Origin of the sequence: Shewanella carassii (genome assembly GCF_019670705.1) — a bacterium.
GTDB classification, from domain to species: Bacteria; Pseudomonadota; Gammaproteobacteria; order Enterobacterales; family Shewanellaceae; genus Shewanella; species Shewanella carassii.
This window is the reverse complement of the sequence record NZ_AP024618.1, coordinates 1,449,056-1,471,025: the sequence shown is the minus strand read 5'-3', so window position 1 is coordinate 1,471,025 and position 21,970 is coordinate 1,449,056. Positions and strand designations below refer to the sequence as shown.

Genomic DNA, 21,970 nt, shown 5'->3' with positions numbered 1-21,970 from the left:
CCTGATGTCAGGCGTGACGCACATAAAAACATAGGCGGCTTTGAGGATGCTACCCCAAAGCCGCCTATCGTGACCTAGATCACAGATTAAATCAACTCGTTCAACTTGGGCACCACATCAAACAGGTCCGCTTCCAAACCATAATCGGCCACTTGGAAGATAGGCGCTTCAGGATCTTTGTTGATGGCCACTATGACTTTTGAGTCCTTCATCCCGGCCAGATGTTGAATCGCCCCGGAGATACCCACAGCGATATAAAGCTCGGGCGCCACAATTTTACCCGTCTGACCGACCTGCAGGTCGTTGGGAACAAAGCCGGCATCTACGGCGGCCCGTGATGCACCTACGGCGGCGCCCAGCTTATCGGCCAACGTCTCCAGCATGGCAAAGTTTTCGCCACTGCCCATACCGCGACCACCGGAAACAATCACTCTGGCGCTGCCAAGCTCCGGACGAACCGACTCGGTTAGGCTCTGGGACACAAAGCTGCTCTTGGCTTCATATACGCTGTCGAGCTGGTGAATGTCGGCAGTCCCCGTCTCGGCAACGGCGTCGAAGGCGCTGGCGCGCACAGTGGCCACTTTCTTGTCATCCAGACTCTTAATGGTCGCCATGGCATTACCGGCATAGATGGGACGAACATAGGTGTCGGCATCAATCACCTTGGTGATCTCAGAAAGTTGAGCCACATCCAGCAAAGCCGCCACTCTAGGCAGAATGTCCTTACCCAGGCTTGAGGCTGCAGCCAGGATATGGCTGTAGTCGCCGCTCAGCGACAAGATAAGCTCACCAATATTGTCGGCCAAATGAGCACCATAGGCAGGGTTATCGGCCAGCAGTACCTTACTGACGCCTTCAAGCTTGGCGGCGGCATCGGCGGCGGCCTTACAATCTTGACCGGCAACCAGCAGGTGAATATCACCGCCTATGGCCTTAGCCGCGGCGACAACTTTGGCCGTATCCTGTTTCAGGCTGGCATTATCGTGTTCTGCAATTACTAATACGGCCATTTAGATCACCTTCGCTTCGTTTTTCAACTTGTCCACCAGCTCCTCAACGGAAGCCACCATCACACCTGCCTGACGGCTGGCCGGCGTTGCCACCTCAAGCACCTGTACGTGCTGCTTGAGAGTCACCTCCAAATCTTCAACACTCAGGGTCTCCAACGGCTTACGCTTGGCCTTCATGATATTGGGTAGAGAAGCATAGCGGGGCTCGTTGAGACGCAGATCCGCGGTGACCACGGCAGGCAGAGGCATAGACAGAGTCTGCAAGCCGCCATCCACTTCCCGGGTGACCAGCAGACTATCGCCTTCCAACTTCACTTCAGATGCAAAGGTTGCCTGGGGCATACCGGCAAGCGCCGCCAGCATCTGTCCGGTTTGATTGTTATCGCCGTCGATAGACTGCTTACCGAGCAGAATAAGTTGCGCCTGTTCTTTGTCCTGCACCGCCTTGAGCAGTTTGGCAATAGAAAGGGGCACCAGCTCTTCATCGGTTTCGATGTGAATGGCACGGTCGGCGCCCAGAGCCAATGCGGTACGCAGTTGCTCCTGTGCCGCCTTGGGACCTATGCTGACAACGACGACTTCAGTAGCACTGCCCGCTTCTTTCAGACGCACGGCTTCTTCTACCGCAATCTCACAAAATGGGTTCAACGCCATTTTCAGGTTGGCTGTTTCAACGCCTGTGTTGTCGGCCTTGACCCTGACCTTCACATTGGCATCGACCACACGTTTTACTGGCACCAATACTTTCATAGGGTTTCCTTCCTACACCTTGTATCTAATGTGGGTTGCGTACCGATGATAACAAGATAAGGCGTAGCCAGCGCTGGCTTACTCGCCCTTTTCCAGGACATCAGTACAGAATGAGTCAACTTTACGTGCTGTTAACGTTAACGTCAACATCAACTTAAACGACCGTTTGTCAATTTTGTCACACTTTAAGGCCAGTTTTTTGAACACTTGGCAACTTTCATGGTCATAGAATCGAGTTAAATAAAGAAATTAATGTCAATGGACGTAAAAATATTTGATCCTGACTCTTATAGTTTCTATTATTTATAACGATATTAACCCTAACCCAATTTATAAATTAGCGTGGGACCTAAATACCTATGAGCGATTTTCTTGATATATTGACTCACGGTCGTCGTTTTAAGGCCGCAGTAAAAGAGTTAAGCGTTGCAGATCTGCGTGATCTGGCGGCAAAATTGGATAAAATCATTATTGAACGTGAAGAAGAAGCCAAGGAAGAAGAAAAGGCTCAAGCTGAACGTCTATCTAAAATTGAAGATATCCGTAAACAGATGGAAGCCGTTGGCCTATCAGTTGAAGATCTTGGTGATGTTGTTGCTGCCAAATCTGCTCCTAAAAAGAAACGCGCCCCTCGCCCACCGAAATACAAAATCGTTGTAGACGGTGAAACCATTACTTGGACCGGCCAAGGCCGTATGCCAACCGTATTCAAGAATGAAGTAGACAAAGGTCGTTCAATGGATGATTTCCTGATCTAACCAGTTGTCTATTTACTTAAGCCTCGACAGTGTCGGGGCTTTTTTATGTCTATAAAACATCACTCGACTGTTAAAAAGCCTTACAATTACCTCTTGGCATTTACACCCCCCTTGAGTTAACTTCCATGTTAAATCAGTATAAAACGCTGCCTCAATCACATTTCGCAACATCTACGGGTTACTTTTAACGGCAGTCAAAATGACTTTTAACCTTCATTAACCACTAGCACAATTTTACATCAAGGTACTGATTAGTATTACTTTACTAAAAGTATAATGACAGGGTAGTTACATAAAAATGAGAAGCATATTCCCCGCAGCACTGCCGCTTTTAGCCGTTCTTATCGTCAACAGTGCCTATGCAGATGAAACGCAGTTGACAGACAATACCCCGAGATTGACCGCCTTAACTCATGCACGACTCATGCTCTCCCCGGGTAAGCAATTGGATAACGCCACATTACTCATTGAAAATAATCATATCAAACAAGTAATTTCCAATAATGAAATTCCACAAAATGCCTATAGGATAGATCTCAAGGGGCACACTATTTATCCGGGATTTATCGATCCCTTTACTGATTACGGGCTGGAGTATTCACAAACACCTACTACTATTGAGGGCCCTGTTTATCAAATTAAGTCAAAGGGGGCTGCAGCAAAGAATGGGGCAATTCACGCCGATAAAGAATGGTTCGCCTATGTCTCGGCAGATAAAGAAACTGCGTCAAATTGGATAAGCAATGGCTTTACCAGCGTTCAAAGTGCTCATCTTGACGGAATATTCAGGGGTATAGGCGTTTCCTTATCTTTGGCTGATAAGAATAGTAATCAACTGATATATCGCCCCAGGAGTCATCACTTTATGGCTTTTGACAAAGGGAGTTCTCCGCAGGATTACCCCAACTCCCTGATGGGGAGCATAGCCTTAATAAGGCAGACGCTCAGCGATGCCCACTGGTATAACCAGAATAAAAAGAAAGCAGTCGGTCGCGATGACTTATTACTTCCCGAATTTAATATCGCCCTGGAACGATTGCACGATATAAAAGCGAGCGGGGCAATATTTGATACCCGCAACCTCAATAACCAGTTGCGTGCAGCCAAGCTATTGAGTCAAGCCGATATCCCTCCCACCTTACTGGGCAATGGCCAGGAATATGCAAGAGTGAAAGAACTTCAGCAATATCGACCCGCATTGATATTGCCGTTGAACTTTCCAGCGGCCCCAGAAATGAGTGATGAAGACAATGCCAGGGAAGTGCCACTCAGAACCTTGAGACACTGGGAGCGGGCACCGAGTAATCCTGCTGTGATGGCAGCCAACAATATCCCCTTCTCCTTCACCCAATACGGCATAGACGGCAAAGCCTTTTGGCCTAGGCTGAAAATGGCGTTGCAAGCCGGTCTCGATGAAGAAACTGCATTGGCGGCACTGACAACCCAGGCTGCTGCGGCCGCTGGCATAGATAATGTGGTCGGTAAACTGGCGCCCGGCTATATGGCCGATCTGGTGATAGCCAAGGGTAATCTGTTTCAGGACGGCAAAATAGTCAGCGTTTGGCTACAAGGTGAAGAACAAATACAAACGGCTCCTGGATACCAGTGGCAAGGCAGTTATCGCCTGCATTTGGCTGAGCTGGAATTAGATCTTGAGCTGCAATTGAGCCAGCAAACACCCCGAAAACTTAAGGGCAGCTTCAATAGTGGCGATCAACAGATAGCGCTTGCTCACTTGAGTGCCAACAGCAACCGTCTGAGTTTCAGCGTCAATTTGCAAAGTGCGGGCATCGATGGCATTAGTCGAGTAACTCTTTGGCAAGATGATGAAGGGCTGCAGGGCAGACTCTTGCGTGCCGATGGCGCCATCACTCAACTGGCCGGCTCAAGATTGCCGCCAGCGCCCTTATCGGCGGATACAGAGACGGGAGGCAATGCCAATTCCCCACCAACCTCTTCCAAGACTGAACCCGAGTATCTCAGCCGTTTGACGAGTCCACTGCAAGCCTATGGCCGCAGTGAGCAGCCAGGTACGGAAAAACTGCATATCCGCAATGTCACCCTTTGGACCTCAAGCGAGGCCGGCATTATTGGCAACAGCGACCTGCTTATGGCCAATGGTAAGATTGAAAAGGTTGGTACCAATCTCAGCACCCCGAGTGGTTATCAGGTCATAGAGGGAGCAGGCATGCACCTGACTGCCGGGATCATAGATGAGCATTCCCACATTGCCGTCAACGGTGGCCTCAATGAGATGTCCGATGCCATCACCTCAGAAGTGCAAATAGCCGATGTGCTTAACCCGGATGATATTGCCATCTATCGCTCCTTGGCCGGTGGCGTCACTACCGCCAATCTACTGCATGGCAGCGCCAACCCTATAGGTGGCCAGTCACAGGTCATTCAACTGCGCTGGGGAGAGTCGGCCGAGGGACTCAAGTTCACCCAAGCCCATCAGGGGATTAAGTTTGCTTTAGGGGAAAACGTCAAACAGAGCAATTGGGGTGAGCGCTATACCCGCAGATTCCCGCAAAGCCGCATGGGGGTGAAGGCCTTGATGAGCGATGCTTTCAATGCCGCCAGAGACTATAAAGATGCCCAGGCCCAATATGCCGAGCTAAGCTCACGGGAGAAACGTAAGCAACTCTCCCCTCGCCCCGATTATCGTTTACAGGCGATTGCCCAAGTGCTGAACGGCGAGCGCGATGTGCATATTCACTCCTATGTCCAGTCTGAAATCCTGATGTTCTTGCGCCTCGCCGAGGCTTACGATTTCAAGGTCACCGCCTTCACCCATGTACTGGAAGGTTACAAGCTGGCCCCCGAGTTGGCGGCTCATGGCGCCGGTGCTTCCACCTTTGCCGACTGGTGGGCCTATAAATTTGAGGTCTATGATGCCATTCCGCAAAACGCCTGTTTGATGATGAATGCCGGCGTACTCACCTCAATTAACTCAGATGACTTTGAAATGCAGCGGCGCCTGAATCAGGAAGCCGCCAAGTCGGTGAAATACTGCGACATGTCCCAGGAAGATGCCTGGAAGATGGTAACCATCAACCCCGCAAAACAGCTCGGAATAGACGCCATAACAGGTTCGGTTGAAGAGGGGAAACAGGCAGATTTGGTGCTCTGGGATGCCAACCCCCTATCGGTTTATGCCAAAAGCCAGGCAGTGTGGATTGGCGGCAAACGCTACTTCGACCGCATTGAGGATAAGCAAATGACCCAGGCTATTGTCGGCGAACGCCAGGCGCTGATCCAGAAAATTCTTGGCAGTGACCCGGCGCGGCTTCAAGGCGAAACAACGTCTGAAATCATAGAGCCGTTGTGGCAATGCGATACCCAATTCAACGCCTGGGGCCAGAATAAGGAGAGCCGCCTGTGACTAAGTTTCCTCTATTGCCACGCATGGCATCTATGCTGGTATATCTGCTGCTGGGTGGTTCGCTATTGATGTTCGCCCCGGCAAAGGCCCATAACCTGATCCCGGCCGAGCGCCAGCAGCAAGCCATATTATTGAAAAACGCCACGGTTCACACCGTTAGCCAAGGCACACTCGAAAATACCGATGTGCTGCTCGAGCAAGGTGTTATCAGCGCCGTAGGCCCAGGATTAACGGCTGAAAATGCCCGGGAATTTGATCTCAGCGGCAAACACCTTTATCCCGGCCTCATCGCACTGGATACCACCCTGGGATTGGTGGAAATAGCCATGGCCAGGCCAACAGTCGATAGCCGCGATGTGGGCAGTGCCAATCCGCAGCTTGAAGCCGCCAGCGCCTTCAACCCGGATTCGGAATTGTTGCCCAGTGTGCGGGCCAACGGTATCACCCATGCCCAGATAGTGCCCAGAGGCTCGGGCATTGCCGGGCAATCGGCACTGGTCTCACTGGATGCCTGGACCATAGAAGATGCCCAGGTTCCAGCTAGACCACAGTTCCACCTCTATTGGCCAACTGCGCCGCAAAAACAAGGTACCAGCGAGGCAGATAAGCAGGCGCAAATGGCCTATCAGGACGCCCTGTCACAGATACACAAACACTTTGAAGCGGGTAAACGCTACGCCTTGAGTCAGCAAGGCAGTGAAGGCGCGCGTGAAGACAGCCGCTGGCAAGCGCTCTTGCCTCTGTATCGTCAGGAGGCGCGGCTGTTTGTCCATGCCGACAGGCAACGGCAGATAGAGGCTGCCATTGCCCTGGCCCGTCAGTATGGATTCAAGTTAACCCTGGTCGGTGGCTATGATGCCTGGCGCCTGGGTGCAGCGCTCAATGAAATAGAAGCAAGTGTCATCTATACCCATACGCTTGACTTGCCACTACGAGAAGATGAGCCCATAGGTCAGGCATTTAGAGTACCGGCCTTGCTCAAGCGCGCCGGTATTCCCTTCGCCCTCGGCTTCAGCTCCGATTGGGACAGCCGTAACCTGCCGCTGGCCGCTGGCCAAACCGTGACTTGGGGGCTCAGCAAAGAGCAGGCGCTCAAGGCGATTACGCAAGATGCCGCCAAGATACTGGGCGTAGACAACCTGGGGGCGATAGCGCCCGGGTTTCAGGCCAACCTTGTCGTCAGCAGCGGCGATATTCTCGACCCCATGAGCAGCCGGATAGAGCTGATGTTTATCGACGGCAGACAGGTGGATCTCAACAATCGTCATCGGCAGCTTTATCAAAAGTATTTGAAGCGATAGAATTTCCCATACAGCTCCCGGGATGGCCGGGAGCATGGACTAATAACCATAAGGCCGGGCCATGAAACCGATTTTCCTCTCCACTCTGGTACTGCTGCTTGGCGGCTGCGCCGGGGAATACAGCTTCAATTCCAACCTCGACAGCCAGGCTATCCAGGAGTATTTCAAACCCTCGGAAGTACAGTTGTTCGATGGCAGCCGACCAACGGGCCAATATGAAGTGCTGGGATTGGTTGAAGGCAATGCCTGTCAGTCCGATCCCGATGGTGTACCGGCCACTATGGCTGATGCCCGCACTGAGGCGCGCCGGGCGGCCGCCGATATGAAGGCCAATGGTCTTATCATTAAAAATTGTGTCGAAACCCAGGAAGCCGCCGCCGGTTGCTACACCAGCGCCATGTGTGTCGGTCAGGCTATTCGCCTGGCAATCCCAAAGGAGTAAGCAGGACATTATGGGGTTTTCGACTCAGATAGAAGCGGTAGCCTATTGCCGGACACCATATAAACAGAAGTTTGGTATTCCTCGTCAGCCGGGGTTGGTGGACTTTGTTCGCGGTTTTGTCGAACTGACAGCACCTTACAATCATATCGATGCGGTGCGTGGGCTGGAGCAGTATTCCCACCTCTGGTTACTGTTCTGCTTTCATGAAAATCTGGCCCAGGGCTGGAAAACCACGGTGCGCCCTCCCCGGCTCGGCGGCAATGAAAAACTCGGGGTGTTTGCCACCCGCTCCACCTTCAGGCCCAATGGCATTGGCCAATCCGTGGTGAAGCTGCATCAGATCCACCAAGGCAAAGGCAAGGTGGTCCTGGAGATCTCCGGCATGGATCTACTCGATGGCACCCCAATAATCGACATCAAGCCCTATATCCCCTTCTCGGATGCAATACCGGACGCGATAGGCGGCATAGCGCAGCAAGCCCCAGAGCAGGTTGAGGTCAACTTTAGCCATCTGGCCGTAGAACAACTGAGCCGACTCGAGAAACGCTATCCCGGACTGGATAAGCTTATTCAGGCGGTGCTGGCCCAGGATCCGAGACCCGCTTACAAGAAAGGTAAGCCAGATCCGAAACGCTATCAAGTGGCGCTGTATGATCTGGATATCTTCTGGTATGCCCAAGAGCAAGGCATTGAGGTCGAAACCATACAGCCCTTTTGTGCCAAAGCGTCCGGCGCCGGTGCATGAGTGATTTTACCCCCTCAGCTGATGACTATCAGGCGCAACACAAGAGGCGCCTCTCCTGGATGCCCTGGCTCTGGTATCGCCTCAAACCCAAACATCTCGAGTGGGCCCTTCCCTGGCAACAGGCGATTCAGGCGAGACTCCAAGCCCTTGAAACCATCAGCATAGGGCAAAACTGCTTTATCGCCCCCGAGGCAGAGCTGTTTGCCGAACCCGGCAGGCCAATAACCCTGGGCGATGAGTGCATGATAGCCGCCAACTGCTTTCTGCATGGGCCGATACAGATGGGCCGAGAGGTCAGCATCAACCACGGCTGCTCGCTGGATGGCGGCAGTCGCGGCATAGTCATAGGTGACAAGACCCGTATTGCCAACAATGTCACCATCTACGCCTTCAATCATGGTATGGCGCCGGATATGCCCATCTATCGTCAGAGCAGCCAATCCAAGGGGATTGTGATTGGCGAAGATGTCTGGATTGGTGCCCAAGTCGGTATCGTCGATGGCGTGACCATAGGCGACTGCGCCGTGATTGCCATGGGCGCCATTGTCACCAAGTCGGTACCCGCGTTTGCCATAATGGCGGGAAACCCTGCTAGAGTAGTGGGCGATAGACGCGATAAGCCACTGACGGGCAGTGAAAAAAATCAATAAGAGGAAGATGAGCGCCATGGATTGCCAACCCACCCCAAAACCGTCAACAACCGCACTCCAAGGCTTACCGGGGATCCGTAGCCGGTTACTACTTAGCTTTTTCCTGTTGGCTGGGCTGATAGTCTTTTCCGGCAGCGCCAGCATCTGGGTGATGGAGCGTACCGGCCAAGTCCATGCAGCAGAATTCGATAAACAAAAGAAGCTATTGCAAACCATTAAGGCCAATCAAGTCCAACATCTGGCACTATTGAAGCTCAAAAACAACTGGCCCACCTATTCCCCTAATGAGCGGGAAGCTATTCTCGATGAAACCAGGCAGAGACAACAACAGATAATAACCACCCTAAGTCAATTCACCCTGGCGACCCAAGAGTATGATGAGGCTCTGGCGCTGGGGCAGCAACTGTCTGTGATGAGCGGTTACCCAGTGAGAGCCCCGCACATGAGCGGCATGATAAGTATCATAGATCATCTCTCCCTGCGCCTATCCGGCATAGGGCTGACCCATCTGGATGCTCAGGCTCAAAAGAACAGCGAGTCACTGGCACAGACTCTGCTTTGGCTGGTGCTCGGGTCATTGGCGCTGATAGTTTTGAGCCAAGCCGTGGCCTGGGCCGTGCTCGGTCGCCATCTGCTTAAACCCCTACTGCAAACCAGCCATAAACTCAGCGAGCTGGCAGAGCAAAACTTCGGCGGTCACTCCCCAAGTGCCGTGAATCGGGAAACACTCAAGATAAACCATGCGCTGCAGGCACTCGAAGCCCAGATGAGCGCCTTGACCAGCGACCAACAACAAGACGAACTCACAGGACTCTATAACCGCCGCAGTTTCAACCAATTGCTGAAACAGACCTGGCACAAGGGGGCTGCAAAGCAACGCAGAATAGGCCTATTACTCATTCAGAGCGATCAAATTATTACCGGCGAACCCCTACTGCATTTGGCCCAAAGGCTGCTGGACTTTGAAATTAACGGAGAGCATTTTCTGGCGCGATTACAACAATCTCAGTTGGCACTGTTACTGCCAAACCGCGATCCGGAAGCCTGTATCCGCATCGCCCAGAGCCTCAATCAATTTGTGTTGGCGGCCAATCTGCGAGCCAAGGCCCAAAGCCCGCGACTGACAGTCTCTATCGGCGTGGCCAACATCCAACCCAGCAAACAACAAGGTTGGGACAGCTTACTATTTCAGGCCGAAGAAGCCCTGCTCAGCGCCCAAAATCGCGGCGGCAACTGCAGTGCAGGGGTCAATCAGTTACCTATAGGCTAAATTCGAGCAAGGAAAGGGGAATTTATCCACCCTCGCCGCGTGACATCATCAAAGCAAGTGATAAAATGGCGGCCACTCAATTCATTTCGGACCCAAGGTAATGCGAGTCAGTCAATACCTGTTATCAACACAGAAAGAAAACCCTGCCAATGCAGAGATAGTCAGTCATCAGCTTATGCTGCGCGCCGGTATGATACGTCGCAACGCCTCAGGCCTCTATAGCTGGCTGCCGTCCGGCCTGCGTGTACTGCGCAAGGTCGAAGCCATTGTGCGTGAAGAGATGAACAAGGCCGGTGCCATCGAAATTCTGATGCCCATGGTACAGCCGGGGGATCTCTGGGTGGAAACAGGTCGCTGGGACAAATTTGGCCCGGAATTGCTGCGCTTTGTAGACCGTCACAATCGTGACTTCGTCCTGGGCCCGACCCATGAAGAAGTAATTACCGATCTGGTGCGCAAAGAAGTCAGCTCCTACAAGCAACTGCCGCTGACCCTGTATCAAATCCAGACCAAATTCCGTGATGAAGTCCGCCCACGCTTCGGTGTTATGCGCTCACGTGAGTTCCTGATGAAAGATGCCTACTCTTTCCATCTGGATCAGCAAACCATGGATGATACCTATCAGGCCATGTACAAGGCTTACAGCAACATCTTGTCGCGCATGGGCCTGGCCTTCCGTCCTGTACTGGCGGATACCGGCTCTATCGGTGGCAGCATGTCACACGAGTTCCACGTGCTGGCAAGCAGCGGCGAAGATCTGATTGCCTACTCCAATGGCAGCGACTATGCCGCCAATATCGAGAAGGCTGAAGCGCCGCTGCCAACCACAGAGCGCGCCGCGCCCACTCAGGAAATGACCCTGGTCGACACCCCAAATGCCAAAACCATAGACGAACTGGTTGAGCAGTTTGGCCTGGATATCACCAAGACGGTTAAGACTCTGATAGTCAAAGGCGCCACCGAAGAAGCCCCGCTGGTGGCCCTGGTTGTCCGTGGCGACCATGAGCTGAACGAAGTCAAAGCCGACAAACTGGAACTGGTTGCCGCGCCGCTGGAATTTGCCTCTGAAGCAGAAATCCGTGACGCACTGGGAGCCGGCCCAGGTTCTCTTGGTCCAGTCGGTCTGTCTATTCCTGTGGTTATAGATCACAGTGTTGCCGTGATGAGCGACTTTGCCGCCGGTGCTAACCTAGATGGCAAACACTATTTCGGTATTAACTGGGAGCGGGATCTGCCGCTGGCCAGCGCCGCCGATATCCGTAACGTAGTGGAAGGCGAAACCACCCCTGACGGCAAAGGCACTTACGCCTTCGCCCGCGGTATTGAAGTTGGCCATATCTTCCAGCTGGGCACCAACTATTCTGCCGCCATGAACGCCACTGTGCTGGACGAGAATGGCAAGTCTCAGACCCTGCTGATGGGCTGTTATGGTGTCGGCGTCAGCCGCATCGTTGCCGCCGCTATCGAGCAGAATCACGATGACCGCGGTATCATCTGGCCGGAAGCTATTGCGCCATTCACAGTGGGTATTCTGCCGATGAATATGCACAAGTCACATAGAGTAACTGATACTGCCGAACAGCTTTACAAAGAGCTGACCGATGCGGGTATCGAAGTGCTGTTTGATGACCGTAAAGAGCGCCCTGGCGTGATGTTTGCCGATATGGAACTCCTGGGTCTGCCTCACACCATAGTGATTGGCGACCGCAACCTGGATGCCGGTGTTTATGAATACAAGAACCGCCGCACCGGAGAAAAGCAGGAAGTACCTATGGCGGAAATTGTGGACTTCATCAAAAAGACCGCGGGTCTGAAGTAATCACTCAGCTGTATCAATCCACCGGCATTGCCGGTGGATTGACCTCCGCTCTCAAATTCGAAGAGCGGCCTAATTAACCTGTTTTTTGCCGTATCTTAGCCATAGCGAAACGTTTCGGTTCAAGGCTTGATTGCCCCCTAGCCCCAACTCCTCCTCCACCTTTTCCTCTTCACCTGAGAGTATTTCGGTTCTCCGAGTAACTAATGCCTCCGGCTATGTCACTACGCCAAAGCCGCTCGTCTCTGTTTAAAAGACGGTTTACAAGAAGATTTGTGAGACGATTCATGAGACCACTCATGACAGTTATCATCAGCTTTACCAGTCAGTACTGCCCAAAAGCCTCAAAGGAGTGCTCCGCCACAACTGTCACAAAACTATCGTCACTCTTTGAAGATAAACATAAAAATCAGCCACTACAGGAATTGTAGCGGCTGATTGGATCATAGAAACAAATGTAAACCTAGTCTGGCTCTGCTATCCGCAGCAGCGCTAAAGCGTAAAGGAGATCTTGGATCGCGTCTTGGCGCTAACGGGTTTGCCATCGACAAACTTAGGGGCATAGCGCCATTTGGACACGGCTTTGACGGTTTCTATTTCAAACTGTTTACCGCCTTTGGAATCCAGCACCTCCACATGGCTGACAGCGCCCTGCTCGTTGACTGTCACCTCGACATCAACCCAACCTTGGCGGCTCATCTTGGCGTACTGAAGCGGATAACCAGGCACCAACCGAAACAGGGGCCGCTGCTCCTGATCCACACTCCAAGGGCGCATATTGCCTATCGCCTGACAGTGTTGAGTCGCTTTGTCTTCTTCTCCCTGGCGGGAATAGAGTTCAACCAGGTAGGCATGAGCCGACAGCGCAACCGGCGCATCAAAGGGTAATACCTTGAGCTGCTCTATCACTTCCAGCAGCAGCGGTTCGGCCTCGGCATACTTTTGCTCTGCCAAGTAAATAGTGGCCACAGCTGTATCGACATTGACCCGCTGCAAAGAATCTTTGGGGGCGAGTTCATGGTAAATCTTCTGGGCATCGAGGGCATAGGCTCGAACCTCGCGGTCATAAACCTCAGTCACAACGAGATCGTTAAAAGCTTCGAGACGCACTGCGGCGGCTAGCAGCCGGTCATTTTTACCATCAGCCAAGGCGATAGCCTGCTGGTAAAGCTTAGCCGCCTCTTTAGGATTGCTGCTGTGCGCCAGTCCCAGCATAGGATCGAGCACTTCCAAGGCCTGTTCGCCATACAGTGCTCGATAACCTTGCAGCGCTTGCAAGTATAAGGCTTCACTCCTTTGCTGATTGGCAGTTTCTTGCTCATCTAACATCTGATTACGCGGCTGCTGCAACGCCTTGGCCAGATTCATCGCCAGCGCCAAGGTCGTCTTATCGGTTGCACCCAATTTGGCTTTACCGTCGGCATAGGCCTGCTCCGCAGTACTGATTATCTGAGCCTTATCAGCCTGTTCCAACGCTTGTTGATAGGCCTGATAACTTTCATCCAACCCGGCTTGGGCAGTTCCGAATATAAGAGGCAGCAGTAACAGCGACAGTTTGGATACTGTAACAGGGATAGATTTAGTAGATTTCGAGAAGTTGAACATGGCGCGTCTTCCTTAACACTGAGTATCTAGCACTTTGATGGATAATCGGCGCTCGGACACTTGCCTCCACCACTTAGGCAGCAGGTCTGTTATTGAGCTATCCCCAAACGCCGACAACCGCTAAAACTAACAATATATTAACCTATTGTAAATGGGCGGCATTTCAGACAGTTTCAGGTTAATTTTTGGATTTTTCGTTTAAGTTGCTAAAAGCACCATTTAATTTGCTCAGTAACTCAAGCGGCAGCGGAAACAGGATAGTCGAATTGTTTTCTGCCGCCACTTCGGTCAGGGTATGCAGATAGCGCAGCATAATGGCATTGGGTTCTTTGCCCAGCGTCTGCGCCGCTTCCACCAGTTTCTCCGAAGCTTCCATCTCCCCCAGAGCATGGATCACCTTGGCCCGCCGCTCCCGCTCCGCCTCGGCCTGACGGGCGATAGCGCGGATCATACTCTCATTGAGATCCACATGCTTGATTTCCACATTGGCCACCTTGATGCCCCAGGCATCTGTGTGGGAATCGAGGATCCTTTGAATGTCGGCATTGAGCATCTCCCTATTGGCCAACATCTCGTCCAGCTCATGCTGACCGAGTACGGATCTCAGGGTAGTCTGGGCCAGTTGACTGGTGGCGGCGAGGAAGTTCTCCACATTAATAATCGCCTTTTGCGGGTCGACTACCCGAAAATAGAGCACGGCATTGACCCGCACCGAGACATTATCACGGCTGATCACATCCTGAGAGGGAACATCCATCACTATGGTTCGAAGATCCACCCGCACCATCTGCTGCACCACAGGGATCAGTATGATAAGCCCTGGTCCCTTGACCCGATAAAAACGCCCGAGAAAGAAAATCACCCCACGTTCATACTCCCTGAGGATGCGGAACATGCTGATAAGCAAGGCTGCAAACAGCACCAACAACACCCCAAAGGAAATATTCAAACTACCGCTGATAGCTTCACCCATGTCAGTCTCCTCTGCGTTGATTTTCAGTCGGCTCGATATCACCGCTTTTCACCTCTGCCAGCTTGAGTACCAGCCCATTAAGCCCCAAAACCCGCACCCGTTGCCCTGGGCTCAAGGCCTGTTCGCTGTCACCTTGCCAATCTTCTCCCATAAAGTGCACCCGGCCGCGCCCGGGAAAGCCGTCTATCACTATGGCATATTCTCCTACCATCCCCTCTGCGCCAGCCACCCCAGACAATTTGCGAGTCTTGAACACAAAGCTGAGCAGTAGCAAGAAAAACAGCAGGCTCACGACGCTGACCAGGGCTATCACAGGCCAGGCGATGCGAAAGGCCTCCACTTCACTGTCCACCAAAAATACCGACCCCAGCACGAAGGCGACCAGGCCACCGAATCCTAAAATTCCAAAGCTTGGTAGCATGGCCTCGGCGAGCAGCAAAATAATTCCCAAGAGCAATAAACCGCCACCGGCATAGCTGATAGGGAGCAGCTGGAAGGCATACAAGGCCAACAGCAGACAGATCCCCCCTACTACGCCGGGCAACATGGCGCCAGGACTGTAAAACTCCAGCAGCAAACCGTAGATCCCCAATAACATCAGGATGTAAGCGATATTGGGGTTGGTGAGCAGATTGATGAATCGGGCACGCCAATCCGGGCTGCGATCCAGCACTATGGCGTTTTCGGTATTGAGTATCCGAGCACCACCAGGCATGGCTACCGACTTGCCATCAAGTATGGTCAAGAGTTGCTGCGGCGTATCGGCGATATAGTCGATAACATTGGCCTCTAGCGCTTCCGAGGCCGTCAGGGTTGCCGCGTCACGTACCGCCGTCTCGGCCCACTCGACATTGCGCTGACGCAATTCCGCCAGCGCCCGAATATAAGCGATGGCATCATTGAGCTGCTTGCGCTCAAGTTTTTGACTATTGCTATCACCCACAGGTTTTTCGGCTTCATTCTCTGACGGCTTAGGCTGTTGCGGTTCATTTCCCATCGGGCCCAGTTGCACAGGGGTGGCCGCCCCAAGGCTGGTGGCACTCGCCATGGCGGCGATATGACAGGCATATAAGATGTAAGTCCCGGCGCTGGCTGCACGAGCGCCGGATGGATAGACCAGGCAGGCAACCGGCACCCTGGAACCGAGAATCGCTTGGTTGATATCCCGCAGACTGGACACCAGACCGCCGGGGGTATCCAGAGTGATCAACACCAACTGGCTGTTTGGCGTATCCGATGCGCTCTCTATACCCCGGATCAAATAGTCGCTGACACCGGGTCCTATGGCTCCTTTGACGCTGAGCAGGGTAATGGTCGGCGCTGCGGCCGGGGAGTAAGATTCTGGCCGGACGTGGTCTGCACCTAAGCCAGGCAAGATCCACAACAGAGCCAAGAGTCCTACACAGCCGCAGCGCCGGAACAAGGCGTTGGCTAGCCAACCTATCATACTGCCCCCATAAGGGTTCCCTTAGCTTAAGGATAGTCGGCTTTGGGGATTAGGCATAAAGCACTCAAATAACGGGTTTAATCCAAGTCGGTAAATATGAGTAGAGGGAGGTAACAAGGAAAAAGGCGCCGAATCGATGGCGCCTGGTATTCAATGAGGGTTAGCGGACTATGCTGAGTCAACGGCAGGAATCAAATACTGGAATCAAGTGATTGAAACCCGCCACAAGGCTTATACGTTTCTGCTCAAGGCTTATACATTTCGGCTCAAGGCTGTTTCAGCCTACCGCCCAGACAATCGCCTGCAGTGACAACATTGAGAAGATGCCGGCCAGAATATCATCGGCCATGATGCCAAGACCGCCATGTACCTTGGCATCCAGCACCCGAATGGGCCAGGGTTTGAAGATATCGAAAATGCGGAACAGCACAAAGCCCAGCAACAACCAGAGTGCTCCGGCCGGTGCGGCAATCATGGTGATCAGTAACCCCGCCACTTCGTCCCATACGATAGCGCCGTGGTCATGCACCCCCATATCTTTGGAAGTCTTGCCGCACAGATAAATGCCGCCGATACAGGCCAGCAGTGTCACAGCAAGATACACCCCCAAACTGAACTGGGACAACAACAGGAACACAGGCACTGCCGCCAAGGTTCCAAAAGTCCCCGGCGCCTTAGCCGCGAGGCCAGAGCCAAAACCGAGTGCCAGAAAATGCACCGGATTCTTGAGGCTGACCCTTGCGAGCGCCTCGTCATGAGCAAACCACTTCATTTAAAAATGCTCAAATCCTGTCTGTTGCGGCTCGAATACCTCACCATGATATTGCAGCCTGAGTTGATTGCCGGCCATTATCTGACCAACCAGATAAAACTTGACTCCGGCATGGCCCAAGGCGGTTTCCAGCGCGCCGCGCTGCGCTTCCGGCACAGTGAACAGCAGCTCATAGTCTTCGCCGCCACAAAGGGCATAGTCGAGTGCCGCATCCGCTGTGACTGTATCTTTCATCGCCTGGGACAGCGGCAGCTTATCCACTTCGATAACCGCACCGACGGCCGATGCCTTGAGGATATGCTTGATATCCGACAGCAAGCCATCTGAGAGATCTATGGCGCTCGATGCCAAGCCTCTCAGGGATTGACCGGCCAAGACTCTAGGGCTGGGATGATAGTGGCGGTTAACCAGATATTCCTTGTGCTCGGCCCTCGCCTTCAATTCACCGCGGATGATATCCAGCCCCAAGGCTGAGTCCCCCAGAGAACCTGTGACATAAATCCAATCACCGGCGCGGGCGCCGCTACGGGTGAGCGCCTTACCTTCCGGCACTTGGCCATGAACCGTGATATTGATGGCCTTTGGGCCGCGGGTGGTATCACCTCCGACCAGGGAAATACCGTAGTAATCAGCCGCTTCAAACAAACCTGCACTGAATTGCTCCAGCCAGGTTTCATCGACACTGGGCATGGTCAGCGCCAGGGTCATCCATGCGGGCTCGGCCCCCATGGCGGCGAGATCGGACAGATTGACCGCCAACGCCTTATAACCGAGTGCCTGAGCCGGCATGTCCGGCAAGAAGTGGACATTTTCCACCAGGGTATCGCAGGAGATGGCAATGGATTTGTGTTCGGCGGGTTGCACCAGGGCACAATCATCACCTATGCCGAGGCGGACATCTTTGCGCGCTTGGCCACGGCCGTGAAAATAGCGCTCGATAAGTTGAAATTCTTTCACTGTTGACTTGGCCACAGCTAGGTAGCCTCCCGGTTTTCCAATGAAAAAAACGGTATCTGACGATACCGTTTATCTAATTTCTTTCTGGTTTAGCGACGAGCTACCAGTTTGTCCAATATGCCATTGACAAACTTGTGGCTGTCCTCGGCGCCGAACGCCTTGGCCAACTCGATAGCCTCGTTGATCACCACTTTGTAAGGCGTATCCTTGCGGAAAGTCAGCTCGTAAGCCGCCAAACGCAAAATAGCCTTTTCTACGGGATCAACCTCTTCCATGGGACGTTGATCCAGATGGGGGGCAATTAACTCGTCCAGTTGAGCCTTTTTGGTTGTCGCTCCGGTGAACAGTTCACGGAAGTAGGCGACATCCACGCCGTCTATGTTTTGCTCGGTCAGAAACTCGTGCTCCACATCGGCAATATTGTTCCCGCTCAGTTGCCATGAATAGATGGCTTGAACCGCTAAACGGCGGGCTCTGCGGCGCTCTGAAGGCTTCATGCTTTTTCCTGTATTACAGCTGTTGCTCAAGTTGTTGCAGCACGTTCACCATTTCCAGCAGACCCAGGGCAGCTTCACCGCCTTTGTTGCCAGCCTTGGTGCCGGAACGCTCAATGGCCTGCTCGATAGTGTCTGTGGTCAATACCCCGAAAGATACCGGGATATCGAATTCCAGACCCACTTGAGCCAGGCCCTTGTTGCATTCACCTGCAACGAAATCAAAGTGTGGTGTACCACCACGGATCACTGCCCCCAGGGCGATGATACCGTCGAATTTGCCACTGGCGGCAACACGACGGGCGGCCAAAGGCAGCTCGAAAGCACCAGGTACGCGTACCACAGTGATGTTGTCGTCACTTAGCTGACCGAAGCGCTTAAGAGTGTCTACGGCACCCTCCAGCAGACTTTCAACCACAAAGCTGTTGAAACGGGATACAACGATCGCGACTTTGGCGTTTTTTGCTTCGATATTACCTTGAACTATGTTCATTATCTTACCTAACTTAGCTAAAGCACCCGGCCGGGGGCAAAAAGTGGCGCTATGATAGCACGCAATTTACCCCTCCGCCCTATGCAATTATTCGGAAATGGTTAATTAATTTGGTCGGCTCATTCGCCGGGAATGTACTCAGTGACTTCTAGGCCAAAGCCCCCCAAAGAGTGATAACGCTTGGGCGAGCTGAGTAGGCGCATTCTGTTGACGCCAAGCGTCGCCAGAATTTGTGAGCCTACGCCAACCCGTTGGGAGGTTCCCTGCCATTTGGCAGTTACCGGCACTTCACCCTTGTCTTCGGCCTCAAAAGCCTTGAGCTTGGCAATAATGCTCTCGTTCGGCTCCTGATTACCCAGCAGTAACAGCACACCACCATCGGTCGCGATTCGCGCCATGGCTTGCTCCAGCGGCCAGCTGCGCACTTCATCGCGCTCAGAAAACAGCAGGTCATTAATGGTGTTTTGCAGGTGCACCCGCACCAGGATATTGTCGACAATCTCGCCCTTAACCATGGCAAAGTGCAGTTGATTATCTATGGTGTCGCGGAAGGTGTGCAGCTCAAACTCGCCGAAACGGGTAGGCAGCTTGCACTTGGCCTCACGTACCACTGTGGTTTCTGTGTTATTACGGTAGTTGATCAGATCGGCAATGGTGCCCATCTTAACGCCGTGCTCCTTGGCGAACACTTCCAGATCTGGACGGCGCGCCATGGTGCCATCCTCATTGAGGATCTCCACGATCACAGCCGAAGGTTCCAAACCGGCCAGACGCGCCAGATCGCAACCGGCTTCGGTATGACCGGCGCGCACCAATACTCCGCCATCCTGAGCCATCAGCGGAAAAATGTGTCCGGGCTGAACTATGTCGGAAGGCTTGGCATTTTTTGCCACCGCCGCCTGCACTGTCACCGCGCGGTCATGGGCACTAATGCCTGTGGTTACCCCTTCAGCGGCCTCGATAGAGACGGTGAAGTTGGTTGAGAATTGGGCGTTATTGTTGCTGACCATCAAGGGCAGATTCAACTGCTGGCAACGAGCCTTGCTCATCGTCTGACAAATGAGACCGCGACCATAGCGAGCCATGAAGTTGATCGCTTCCGGGGTGACTTTCTCCGCCGCCATAATGAGGTCGCCCTCATTTTCCCTGTCCTCATCGTCCATCAGGATAACCATTTTACCCTGACGAATATCCTCGATGATCTCTTCGATACTGTGTAGCGCCATTGTAAGACCTTTATTTATTACTCTGTGAAATCAATGAATTCTAACCTGTTAGCGCACGATAACCAGTGGGCTGGCGCACATCTAGCGCATGAAACCAGCCTTGGCGAGCATGGCCAGGGTCACGCCTTCGCTCGGCTGTCCTTCCTCTTTGTGCTGCATCAGACGTTCAAGATAGCGGGCTATCTGATCCACCTCCAGATTCACCTGAACTCCGGGACGCAGATCAAGCAAAGTGGTTTCGCTGGCGGTGTGCGGCACTATGGTGAGACGGAAATTGCGGCCATCGACTTCGTTGACCGTGAGGCTAACGCCATCTATGGTAATGGACCCTTTATGGGCAATGTAACGGGCAAGCTCAGCAGGTGCCTCGAGCCAAAACTCCAGCGCCTTGCCCCTTGGGGTCACGCTGATGACCCGCGCCATACCATCCACATGGCCACTGACCAAGTGCCCACCCAAGCGGGTGCTTGGCGTGACCGCCTTTTCCAGGTTGACTTTGGTGCCGACACTGTAGCGGTCAAAGCCGGTGAGGCTAACGGTTTCAGCCGAAATATCGGCCACATAACCATCCGCCAAGCGTTCAACCACGGTCAGACACACACCGTTGGTGGCAATGCTGTCACCCAATTGGACATCGCCAAGATCCAGCTTGCCGCTGGCCACCGTCAGACGAATATCATCACCACGGCGCTCTAGGGCCCGTATTGTACCGACAGCTTCAATTATTCCGGTAAACATTCAATCACCTATCTTGAGAGTAAGCCGGGTATCATTGCCCAGCTTACGTTGATCAGTTACCCGTATCGCCGGGGTATCGGCTATCTGTTGATAGTTTGGCAAGGCCAGCAGGTTTCGGCCAGCGGCGCCAAGCAGTTTCGGGGCTTGGTAGAGCAGCAGCTCATCGGCCAGTCCGGCACTAATAAAGGCGCCGCAAAGCGTTGCCCCGGCCTCGACCAACACCGCATTACAGCTCTGGCTCAGGTGTTGCAGCAGCGCCGCGATATCGACTCTGTTGTCTTCACCGGCCAACACCAAAGCGGTGACATAAGGCGGCAAAGCGGCTAGGAACTCATCCTCATAGGGGCGGCAGCTGACCAAGAGTACCGGGCTGACAATCTTCAATAACCTGGCATCGAGCGGCATACGGCAGTTGCTGTCGAGTATCACCCGCAGCGGTTGAATAAGCTCCTGCTCACTCAGGGTTTCACCCAGGCTGCCAAGCTCAGCGTGCCGGACATTCAAGGAAGGGTCATCGGCCAATACGGTTTCAATGCCGGTGAGCAGAGCGCAGCTACGGGCCCTGAGCCTTTGCACGTCGCGGCGCGCCTCGGGGCCGGTTATCCACTTGGACTCGCCGTTGGCCAACGCCGTCTTGCCATCGAGACTCGCCGCCAGCTTGAGGGTGACCCAGGGGCGATTTCGCTCCATTCGCGATAAAAAGCCCGGATTCAACGCTCTGGCCTGCTCAGCCAAGAGACCACTCTGCACCTGAACCCCGGCCTCCTGCAACATGCCGATACCTCGGCCGGCCACCTGAGGGTTGGGATCTGTCATAGCCACCACCACCCGCTTGAGGCCATGTTTAATTAAGGCTTCGGCACAGGGCGGCGTGCGACCATAATGACTGCAGGGTTCGAGGGTGACATAGGCGGTAGCGCCGCGGGCCTTATCAGCGGCCATTTTCAGAGCATGTACTTCGGCATGGGGCTCGCCGGCACGCTGATGCCAGCCTTCACCGACAATCTTGCCATCGGCATCTATGATGACGCAGCCGACATTGGGGTTGGGACGGGTTGTATAGCAGCCACGGCGAGCCAGCATTATGGCGCGGCTCATCATGGCGATATCAGTATTGGACCACATGGGGGTTTCCGTT

At 53.3% G+C, this 21,970-nt stretch carries 20 protein-coding genes; 8 read left to right on the top strand and 12 right to left on the bottom strand.

What is annotated here, in order from left to right; all coding sequences use genetic code 11:
* Window positions 1-86: 86 nt before the first annotated feature.
* A complete protein-coding gene (locus K5621_RS06755) occupies window positions 87-1,010 on the bottom strand; it encodes an electron transfer flavoprotein subunit alpha/FixB family protein (protein ID WP_221050758.1) in 924 nt (307 codons plus the stop codon).
* Window positions 1,011-1,760, bottom strand: coding sequence for an electron transfer flavoprotein subunit beta/FixA family protein (locus K5621_RS06750; protein WP_100142847.1), 750 nt, complete (start codon window positions 1,758-1,760; stop codon window positions 1,011-1,013).
* A gap of 359 nt (window positions 1,761-2,119) precedes the next feature.
* Between K5621_RS06750 and K5621_RS06745 the strand changes: the two genes are divergently transcribed.
* From K5621_RS06745 to K5621_RS06710, 8 genes are all read left to right on the top strand, one after another.
* On the top strand, window positions 2,120-2,518 hold the full coding sequence (locus tag K5621_RS06745; RefSeq protein WP_100142846.1) for an H-NS histone family protein: 399 nt from the start codon (window positions 2,120-2,122) through the stop codon (window positions 2,516-2,518).
* 298 nt (window positions 2,519-2,816) lie between these two features.
* Complete coding sequence (locus K5621_RS06740) at window positions 2,817-5,903, top strand: amidohydrolase family protein (RefSeq protein WP_221050757.1); 3,087 nt, start codon at window positions 2,817-2,819, stop codon at window positions 5,901-5,903.
* 32 nt (window positions 5,904-5,935) lie between these two features.
* Complete coding sequence (locus tag K5621_RS06735; RefSeq protein ID WP_221051137.1) at window positions 5,936-7,204, top strand: amidohydrolase family protein; 1,269 nt, start codon at window positions 5,936-5,938, stop codon at window positions 7,202-7,204.
* Between the two features lie 61 nt (window positions 7,205-7,265).
* Complete coding sequence (rcsF, locus tag K5621_RS06730; protein ID WP_221050756.1) at window positions 7,266-7,646, top strand: Rcs stress response system protein RcsF; 381 nt, start codon at window positions 7,266-7,268, stop codon at window positions 7,644-7,646.
* Window positions 7,647-7,656: 10 nt separating this feature from the next.
* Window positions 7,657-8,391 (top strand): tRNA (N6-threonylcarbamoyladenosine(37)-N6)-methyltransferase TrmO, encoded by a 735-nt coding sequence (gene tsaA, locus K5621_RS06725; protein WP_221050755.1) that lies wholly within the window; start codon window positions 7,657-7,659, stop codon window positions 8,389-8,391.
* On the top strand, window positions 8,388-9,041 hold the full coding sequence (locus K5621_RS06720) for an acyltransferase (protein ID WP_221050754.1): 654 nt from the start codon (window positions 8,388-8,390) through the stop codon (window positions 9,039-9,041). Before tsaA ends, K5621_RS06720 begins: the two co-directional genes overlap by 4 nt.
* 16 nt (window positions 9,042-9,057) lie before the next feature.
* Entirely contained in the window at window positions 9,058-10,311 is a 1,254-nt protein-coding gene (locus K5621_RS06715) for a GGDEF domain-containing protein (protein ID WP_221050753.1), read from the top strand.
* A 100-nt stretch (window positions 10,312-10,411) separates the two neighbouring features.
* A complete protein-coding gene (locus K5621_RS06710) occupies window positions 10,412-12,130 on the top strand; it encodes a proline--tRNA ligase (RefSeq protein WP_221050752.1) in 1,719 nt (572 codons plus the stop codon).
* 489 nt (window positions 12,131-12,619) lie between these two features.
* Here the strand turns inward: K5621_RS06710 and K5621_RS06705 are convergent, their stop codons facing one another.
* From K5621_RS06705 to ribD, 10 genes are all read right to left on the bottom strand, one after another.
* A complete protein-coding gene (locus tag K5621_RS06705) occupies window positions 12,620-13,732 on the bottom strand; it encodes an energy transducer TonB (protein WP_221050751.1) in 1,113 nt (370 codons plus the stop codon).
* A gap of 178 nt (window positions 13,733-13,910) precedes the next feature.
* Window positions 13,911-14,705: a slipin family protein gene (locus K5621_RS06700; protein WP_039034261.1), complete on the bottom strand. Its 795-nt coding sequence runs from the start codon at window positions 14,703-14,705 to the stop codon at window positions 13,911-13,913.
* 1 nt (window position 14,706) lies between these two features.
* Window positions 14,707-16,152 carry an NfeD family protein gene (locus K5621_RS06695; protein WP_221050750.1) on the bottom strand — a complete coding sequence of 482 codons (1,446 nt, stop codon included), beginning with the start codon at window positions 16,150-16,152 and terminating at the stop codon, window positions 14,707-14,709.
* A gap of 277 nt (window positions 16,153-16,429) precedes the next feature.
* On the bottom strand, window positions 16,430-16,924 hold the full coding sequence (locus K5621_RS06690; RefSeq protein ID WP_221050749.1) for a phosphatidylglycerophosphatase A family protein: 495 nt from the start codon (window positions 16,922-16,924) through the stop codon (window positions 16,430-16,432).
* Window positions 16,925-17,881, bottom strand: coding sequence for a thiamine-phosphate kinase (gene thiL / locus K5621_RS06685; RefSeq protein WP_100142922.1), 957 nt, complete (start codon window positions 17,879-17,881; stop codon window positions 16,925-16,927).
* 89 nt (window positions 17,882-17,970) lie between these two features.
* Window positions 17,971-18,378, bottom strand: a complete 408-nt coding sequence (gene nusB, locus K5621_RS06680) for a transcription antitermination factor NusB (protein ID WP_039034259.1) — start codon at window positions 18,376-18,378, stop codon at window positions 17,971-17,973.
* A 13-nt stretch (window positions 18,379-18,391) separates the two neighbouring features.
* On the bottom strand, window positions 18,392-18,868 hold the full coding sequence (gene ribH, locus K5621_RS06675; RefSeq protein WP_093983597.1) for a 6,7-dimethyl-8-ribityllumazine synthase: 477 nt from the start codon (window positions 18,866-18,868) through the stop codon (window positions 18,392-18,394).
* Between the two features lie 119 nt (window positions 18,869-18,987).
* Complete coding sequence (gene ribBA, locus K5621_RS06670) at window positions 18,988-20,094, bottom strand: bifunctional 3,4-dihydroxy-2-butanone-4-phosphate synthase/GTP cyclohydrolase II (RefSeq protein ID WP_100142837.1); 1,107 nt, start codon at window positions 20,092-20,094, stop codon at window positions 18,988-18,990.
* Between the two features lie 81 nt (window positions 20,095-20,175).
* Window positions 20,176-20,832 carry a riboflavin synthase gene (locus K5621_RS06665; RefSeq protein ID WP_100142836.1) on the bottom strand — a complete coding sequence of 219 codons (657 nt, stop codon included), beginning with the start codon at window positions 20,830-20,832 and terminating at the stop codon, window positions 20,176-20,178.
* Window positions 20,833-21,957, bottom strand: coding sequence for a bifunctional diaminohydroxyphosphoribosylaminopyrimidine deaminase/5-amino-6-(5-phosphoribosylamino)uracil reductase RibD (ribD, locus tag K5621_RS06660; protein ID WP_221050748.1), 1,125 nt, complete (start codon window positions 21,955-21,957; stop codon window positions 20,833-20,835).
* Window positions 21,958-21,970 lie beyond the last annotated feature (13 nt).